This window comes from Azohydromonas australica DSM 1124 (genome assembly GCF_000430725.1).
Lineage (GTDB): Bacteria > Pseudomonadota > Gammaproteobacteria > Burkholderiales > Burkholderiaceae_C > Azohydromonas > Azohydromonas australica.
In genome coordinates, this window is sequence record NZ_AUMO01000093.1 from 22,883 (window position 1) to 29,407 (window position 6,525).

Genomic DNA, 6,525 nt, shown 5'->3' on the forward strand with positions numbered 1-6,525 from the left:
CCGAGGGTTTGTCACGTTTGTAGCGATCGCGCTGGCTGCAGCGCCCCTTGTGGAAGCTTTCATGGATCTCACGCAAAAGACGCCGATGCCGGTACCGCTGAACCCCCTGGCCGAAGACGACTTGCGGCGCTGGCGCGCCTGCGTGCGCCGCTACTGGCTGCACCGCAACGCGCCCGTGCAGGCAATGCCTTCGCGAAGCGGGCCGGGCGTGGACCGCATGGTCAGGGGCCCCGGCGCCGAGCAGGCGCTGCGCGCCTCCTACCCGGGATTGGTCACGCTGGACGTGCCCCGGACGGACGACGAATGGCAAGCCGCCATCGACATCACCGAGCGGCTGCTGGTGGACATCGAGTCGCAGGACGAGGCCTGGGCCGTGGCCGGCGCCTGCGTGGCCAGCGACGAAGGGGTGCGCGTGCGCATCGACCTCGTCACCCGCGGCGCCCAGGGCTTCAAGCTGTTGCGCGTGCGCCAGGCCACCGCAGGCACCGATGCCGATGTCGACGCGGTGGCGCTGTGGCTGCACGTGATGGCACGCAACGCGCTGCGCGTGCAGAGCGCGGGGCTGCTGCTGATCGACACCAGTTTCGTCTATCCCGGGCACGGCTGCTACGCCGGCCTGTACCGCGAGGTGGACCTGGCGCCCGTGCTGGGCACGCGCCCTGTGGGCGAGTGGATCGTCGCGATGCGCCAGTGCGAGCGCGGCGAGCTGCCCACCGTGCCGCTGGGCGCACCTTGTGGCACGGACGCGAGCGCGGGCAGCCCGTGCGAGCAGCTCGCGCCGTGTGGCCTGTCGATCGCCGAGCCCGTGCTGGCCGATCCCGCCAACAGCCTGGACATCGTCGGGCGCGAGCTGGCGTCGGAGCTGCGTACCGAGGGCTACGTGGACCTGCGCAACGTGCCGCTGCACCGGCTCACGGCGGCCCGGCACCGCCGCGCCGCACGGGCCGTCAAGCATGGTCTGCCCGTGCTCGACCCGGGCGCGGCCGCGGCGCTGCACACGTTGCCCGGACCACGGCGATGGTTGCGCTTTGAAACCATCGGCTTCGCCGTCCCGCCCTGGGCCGGCACGCAGCCCTACCAGGTGCTGCCGTTCCAGTGGAGCTGCGACGTGGAAGGGTCCGACGGCCGGATCGTGCAGGCGGGCTTCCTGGCGGAGAGCGACGGCGACCCGCGCCACGCCTTTGCCGCCTCGCTGGTGGAGACGCTGGGCACCGAAGGGCCGGTGTTCGCCTACAACGCAGGCTTCGAGCGCAACCGCATCCGCGAGCTGGCGCAGCGTTTCGAGGACCTGAGCCCGGCCCTGTCAGCGCTGCTGCCGCGCATCGTGGACATGTTCGCGCTGCTGCGCGACCACTACTACCACCCCGCGATGGCCGGCTCGTGGTCGCTGCGCTCGGTGTTCAGGGCGATGGTGCCAGAGGCCGGCGCGCACGAGTTCGAGGTGCACAGCCATGGCCGCTGCTTCCACAGCCCGCTGCAGGCCTACGCCGCATCGCTGGAGCGCGGATGGCCGCCGGCCGAGGCCGACAAGCTGCGCCAGGCGCTGCGCGACCATGGCCGCCGGCACTGCGCCGCGCTGCGGCAGATCACGGCGGTGCTGGAGCAGGCCTGAGCCATGAAGACCCTCCGTCCCTACGACGACCTGCTGTGCTGCCTGGAGCAGTCGGCCGGCGAGCAGCCCGATGCCACGCACGTCACGACGCTGGCACTGGCGGCGGCTTCCGGCCGCATCAAGCGCATGACGCCCCAGGCGCGCTGGAGCCTGCTGGCCACGGCGCTGATGGCGCCGCGGCCTTCCTGCGCTTTCGAAGCCATGCGCCTGGCGCGGGCGTTGCCGCAGCTGCTGCCCGAGTTGGACGGGCTGTTTGGCGTGCCGCAGCTCTCGGACGGACCGGAATGGGTGGACGTGGGCCAGCACCAGTGGCGCTTCATCGACGCAACGGCGCAGGCGAATGCGCCGCTGGCGTTGCGCTTCGCGGCACTGATGCACAAGGTCGGCAAGTCCGGCACGCCGCGCGAGATCTGGCCGCACCACCACAAGCACGATCAGCGCGCGCATGCCGCCATCGACGCGCTCGCGCGGCGCGCCGCGGTGCCGGCGGACGCGGTGGCGCTGGCGCACCTCGCCGTGGACGAGTGCGACCGCATCCACCGCGCCAGCGACATGCGCGCCGGCCCCATCGCCATGCTGCTGGAGCGGGTGCAGGCGCGCGAGCATCCGGCCCGGCTGGAGCAGTTGCTGCTGCTGTGCACCTGTGACTGGGCCGCCTTCGAAGGCCACCATGCCGGCGAGTACGTCAAGGCCGACCGCATCCGCCTGGCGCTGGCGGCCAGCTGTGCGGCCGACGTGGACGGGCTGGACGAGGACGCGGCACTGCACGCGCGCGCCGAGGCGATCGCCACGGCGCTGGGGAGCCGGGTGCGGCGTTGATTACCGTGCTTCGCCGGCGCTGAAAGAAACCCCCGTTCGGGCTGAGCTGGTTGAAGGGCTCAAGGCGAACGGGAGGTTCCTGTCGCCCTGGTCAGCCGAAAGCCAGTACCTGCGGCTCGTCCTCGTGCACCGACGTGATGACGGCCTCGCACAGCGCGCCGCCCGCGTCGTAGCGGTAGTCGTGCCGCATCTCGACCTCGCCGTAGACCATCTTGTCGCAGCGGCACATGCGTCCTTGCGCGTCGTACTCGGCGCGGAAGTAGGTGTTGCGGTGGCGCAGCGAGGCGGTGTCGAGCTGCTGGCTCAGCTGCAGCGGCAGCTTCACGCCGCTGTAGGTCAGGAAGCAGCGGACGGTGCGTTCTTCGCTTGGAGCATCCATGTGGCGCGCCTCAGCCCTTGAGCAGCTTGGACCGTTCGGCCTGGCTGTAGTTGCTGAAGTGGCCCTCCCGGGCCGCGGCGCGGCGGTTGGACGCGATGATCGCCTTGATCTTGCCTTGCGGCGCGGTCAGCGAGACGCGCCGCTCCAGCTCGGTGGCTGCACAGTGCGGGCAGGCCGGCGTGGTGCTGGAACGCACCAGCAGCTCGAAGTCCTGACCGCAGGCAGGGCAGTGGTAGTCGTAGATCGGCATGTGGGCCTCAAGCATTGGAAGTGGAAGGGGTTGAAGGGAAAGCCACGGCGGCCGCGGGCGCGCGCGGGGTGGCCGCACGCAGCAGGCGCAGGCACTCCAGCGAGGCGGCCATGTCCAGCGCCGTGAAGTCGTCCTGCGACTTGAGCGCCGGGTCCGCACCCAGCGCCAGCAGCCGCTGCACGATGGCGGGCTTGCCGCTGGAAGCGGCGTACATCAGGCAGGTGGCGCCGGTGGCGTTGGCATGGTTGATGTCCAGGCCCGCTTCGACCAGCCGCGACACAAGGTCCGGGTCGTTGGCGACGCAGGCCAGCCACAGCGCGGTGTTGCCGTCGCCATTGACGGCATGCAGGTCCACGCCGAGCGCCAGCAGCGCCTTGACGGCCACGGCCTCGCCCTTCCAGGCGGCGAACATCAGCGGCGTGTTGCCGTGTGCGCCGCGGGCGTCTGGGCCCGCGAAGCCGTGAATCTGCAGCCAGGCCGACAGCTCCCGCGGCAGTGGCCGTGCCGGCGGCGCGCCCGCCGAATCGCGCTCCCAGGCCTCATGGCCGCCGGCGAGATCGGCGACCTGCCTGAAGCCGAAGTCGCAGAACATCTGCGCGTAGGTCTGGCTTGCGTTGCCGTGGTAGCAGTAGACGAAGACGGGACGCGAGCGCGGCTCGCGCATCAGCAGAATCTCGTGATTGCGCCCGTCCAGCCGCACGCTGCCCGGAAGGTGCCCCGCCGCATGGTGCGCGGCGGTGCGCGCATCCAGCACCAGCGCGCCGGGATGGGCGTCGAGCCACGCGCGCGCCTGCGCGGGGCTCAAACGCTGGAAGGATCGGTCGTCCATGCGTGCTCCTCGCGCCCGGCATAGGGCGCCATGCTCTGGATGCGCGGGTCGTGCAGCCCCGCGCCGATGGTGAAGTGGTAGACCGACTGCACCTGCGTGCCCTCGATGCCGAGCAGCTCGTGCAGCGAGTCGTCGAAGTAGCAACCAATGCCGGTGCCGTTGAAGCCCGCCGCCTCGGCCTCCAGGTACAGCACCTGGCCCAGTAGGCCGGCCTCGACCAGCAGCTCGCGGTAACGCCAGGGCGCGTCGTGCAGCGTCTGGTCGAACTCGGCCAGCAGCGCGAAGGCCAGGGGCGCGTCGTGCAGCGTCTGGTCGAACTCGGCCAGCAGCGCGAAGGCCAGGGCCGCGTCGCTGCCCAGCGCCTGGTGGCAGTCGATGGTGCGCAGCGTGCCGGCCAGCGCCGGGTTCTCGGCCAGCCGCCACAGCGGCAGGCCTTCGACCGGCAGCCAGTCCATGTTCGGGCCCAGCGCTTCACGCAGGAGCGTTTCGCCCGGCGCGCTGCGCGGCAGCAGGTAGGCCCCAGGCGCGAGCCCGTCCACGCGGTGGGCGAAGAGTACGGGATGCACCCGCACCGCGCCGGGAAGCGCGTCCCAGGGCAGGGCGCCAGGCATCAGGGCCTGCACGATGCGCTCCAGCGCCGCCCGCGGCAGCGTCGCGCGGCGGTCGAAGCGCTGCGCGCTGCGCCGGCCGCGGATGAGTTCCACCGCGCCGCGCCGGGACGGCGGCACGGCCGCCACCGGGACCGGCGTCGCCGTGGGGGCCGCAAGACCCGGTTGCGCGGGGGCCTCGGCCTGGAGCACCGGTCGCCGCGCCGCCGCGGCAACGTCCTCGATGACCGGCCAGCGGTACATCGGATGGCGGTCCAGCCGGTTGGCGCTGCCGCGCCAGCTGCCCTCGGCGATCCAGCGCGGCAGCACGGACGCGGCGTCGTGGGGCGCGGCTGGATCGGGCAGCAGCTCGACCAGGCAGTCCGGCACCTCGCGCTCCGCGTCCCCGAAGTCCTCAGCGCGGTCCAGCCCCAGCAGGGCGCACAGGACGTCGTCGCCCAGCCCTTGCACCACGCGTGCGCGCCAGCCGAGCACGGCAGCCGCATAGCGCAGCGCGCCCAGCGCATGGCCTGCGTCGAGCTGGCAGTAGCGGTAGGCGCGCTCACCGTACTTCCAGGCCTCGCGCCAGTAGATGGACGCCAGCCCGACCCACAGCCGCACGCCCTGGTCCGTACACCCGGGGGCCAGCGCCGCGCGCCGCTCCAGCGCATGCTCTCGCGGCGCGTAGTGGTAGAGCCCGTCGGCCAGCCCGTTCACGCCGTGCGCCAGCAGGTAGGCCTCGGTGGGATGCAGGTTGCCGCTGGAAGGATTCACGCGCACCGCCCAGCGGTCGGGCCCGTGCTGCTTCCATGCGGCCAGCGCGAAACTCAGCTCCAGCAGCAGCCCGATGGCGTTGCGATCGGCCGGATGCGGGGCCACGGCCCCCGGGTTGAACAGGTCGGCCCAAGCCGGTGCGCCGGAGCGCACCAGCGCCGTCGCAGGCAGCGGCAGCCTCTCCAGCGGTGCACCGCGCCAGCGCCGGAACGGGTCGGGCTGCGCGTCCCAGTCCAGGGTCTCGGGGCCGGCGGCATAGCGCTGCAGATGGTGCTTGGTGCGCTGGTGATAGGCGCGCACGCGACCTTCGGGGCTGGCCGGCAACGGGGGCGGCACGGCAGCCGCGTCGGCCAGTGGCTCCAGGGAGGGAACGGTGGCGGTCACCACGGCCGTCAGATGGTGTTCTTGATGTGGTCGGCGATCTTCATGAACGCCGCATCGAGTTCCTGGCGCAAGGCCGCGTCGGCGCAGGTTTCGTCCAGCGCCTGGCGCATGCAGGCCATCCACGCGTCGCGCGCGTTCACGTCGATGTCGAAGGGATGGTGACGGCGGCGCAGCATCGGAGAACCGCGCTCCTCGCTGTAGACCTTGGGTCCGCCCATCCACTCGGTGAGGTACTTCACCAGGATGGCCTTGGTCGGACCCAGGTCCGGCTCGTGCATCGCGCGGATGGTGCGGGCGTCCTCGCGCGTGTCCATGGCTCGGTAGAAGGCATTGACCAGCCGAGCCACCGCCTCGGGGCCACCCAGCCGTTCCAGGTGCGGATTGCGGGTGCTGCAGACAACGGGAATATGTGCGCTCATGCCCGCATGCGATGCAACAGCCATACCAGCATGCGCGAGGCAGCTTTGCCCGGCACAACCCAGCCCGGAAGCGCGACATGAGCCCTCCAGGCCATCTGCGAGCCCGCGCTGCACACCATGCTTTGTCGGGTTTCGCACAAAAGCGTCGGGCCTGTCACGCGCTCGCATCAGGCTGACGAAATGCTGCTTTTCCCAATGGAAACAACAGCTTGGCAATAAACCATGGTGCTGGCACAGGCATTGCGAAGAGGGAGTGCGCGCAGCCCGACTCCGCCGGCCCCGAGGGAGCTTCTTCAAGAAACCCACGAGCACCGAAGGACGCACAGAGAACGACAGCGCCAGTCATCTCGTCAACTTCGCAACGAAACCTGGAGCACATCCATGGCAAAGCTTCGTCAGATCGCCTTCTACGGCAAGGGTGGCATCGGCAAGTCCACCACCTCCCAAAACACGCTGGCCGCGCTGGCCGAGA

General features: G+C 71.1%; 7 protein-coding genes and 1 pseudogene. 3 read left to right on the plus strand and 5 right to left on the minus strand.

All coding sequences use genetic code 11. The features are described from left to right. The first annotated feature begins 61 nt into the window (after nucleotides 1-61). Entirely contained in the window at nucleotides 62-1,612 is a 1,551-nt protein-coding gene (locus tag H537_RS0115350; RefSeq protein WP_028998613.1) for a DUF2779 domain-containing protein, read from the plus strand. 3 nt (nucleotides 1,613-1,615) lie between these two features. After that, a complete protein-coding gene (locus tag H537_RS43285; protein ID WP_051242698.1) occupies nucleotides 1,616-2,431 on the plus strand; it encodes a hypothetical protein in 816 nt (271 codons plus the stop codon). A 91-nt stretch (nucleotides 2,432-2,522) separates the two neighbouring features. Here H537_RS43285 and H537_RS0115360 read toward each other — a convergent pair whose 3' ends face one another. The 5 genes from H537_RS0115360 to H537_RS0115380 are packed head-to-tail and all read right to left on the minus strand — an operon-like array spanning nucleotide 2,523 to nucleotide 6,053. Next, complete coding sequence (locus tag H537_RS0115360) at nucleotides 2,523-2,810, minus strand: DUF6156 family protein (RefSeq protein ID WP_028998614.1); 288 nt, start codon at nucleotides 2,808-2,810, stop codon at nucleotides 2,523-2,525. Nucleotides 2,811-2,820: 10 nt separating this feature from the next. Further along, complete coding sequence (locus H537_RS0115365) at nucleotides 2,821-3,060, minus strand: FmdB family zinc ribbon protein (protein ID WP_028998615.1); 240 nt, start codon at nucleotides 3,058-3,060, stop codon at nucleotides 2,821-2,823. Between the two features lie 7 nt (nucleotides 3,061-3,067). Beyond that, nucleotides 3,068-3,889: an ankyrin repeat domain-containing protein gene (locus H537_RS0115370; RefSeq protein WP_064735982.1), complete on the minus strand. Its 822-nt coding sequence runs from the start codon at nucleotides 3,887-3,889 to the stop codon at nucleotides 3,068-3,070. Next, the gene (locus H537_RS43290) at nucleotides 3,862-5,634 is read right to left on the minus strand and encodes a SagB family peptide dehydrogenase (RefSeq protein ID WP_238446697.1); all 1,773 of its coding nucleotides are present in this window, start codon (nucleotides 5,632-5,634) and stop codon (nucleotides 3,862-3,864) included. Before H537_RS43290 ends, H537_RS0115370 begins: the two co-directional genes overlap by 28 nt. A gap of 8 nt (nucleotides 5,635-5,642) precedes the next feature. Next, nucleotides 5,643-6,053, minus strand: a complete 411-nt coding sequence (locus tag H537_RS0115380; protein ID WP_156901740.1) for a group II truncated hemoglobin — start codon at nucleotides 6,051-6,053, stop codon at nucleotides 5,643-5,645. A gap of 381 nt (nucleotides 6,054-6,434) precedes the next feature. On the opposite strand from H537_RS0115380, the pseudogene nifH reads away from it, so the two are divergent. Further along, nucleotides 6,435-6,525, plus strand: a pseudogene (nifH, locus tag H537_RS51125) (nitrogenase reductase); the annotation flags it as partial.

Coding starts and splice junctions, on each gene's coding strand:
- H537_RS0115350 (WP_028998613.1), top strand. CDS start 62: ATGGATCTCACGCAAAAGACGCCGATGCCGGTACCGCTGAACCCCCTG.
- H537_RS43285 (WP_051242698.1), top strand. CDS start 1,616: ATGAAGACCCTCCGTCCCTACGACGACCTGCTGTGCTGCCTGGAGCAG.
- H537_RS0115360 (WP_028998614.1), bottom strand. CDS start 2,810: ATGGATGCTCCAAGCGAAGAACGCACCGTCCGCTGCTTCCTGACCTAC.
- H537_RS0115365 (WP_028998615.1), bottom strand. CDS start 3,060: ATGCCGATCTACGACTACCACTGCCCTGCCTGCGGTCAGGACTTCGAG.
- H537_RS0115370 (WP_064735982.1), bottom strand. CDS start 3,889: ATGGACGACCGATCCTTCCAGCGTTTGAGCCCCGCGCAGGCGCGCGCG.
- H537_RS0115380 (WP_156901740.1), bottom strand. CDS start 6,053: ATGAGCGCACATATTCCCGTTGTCTGCAGCACCCGCAATCCGCACCTG.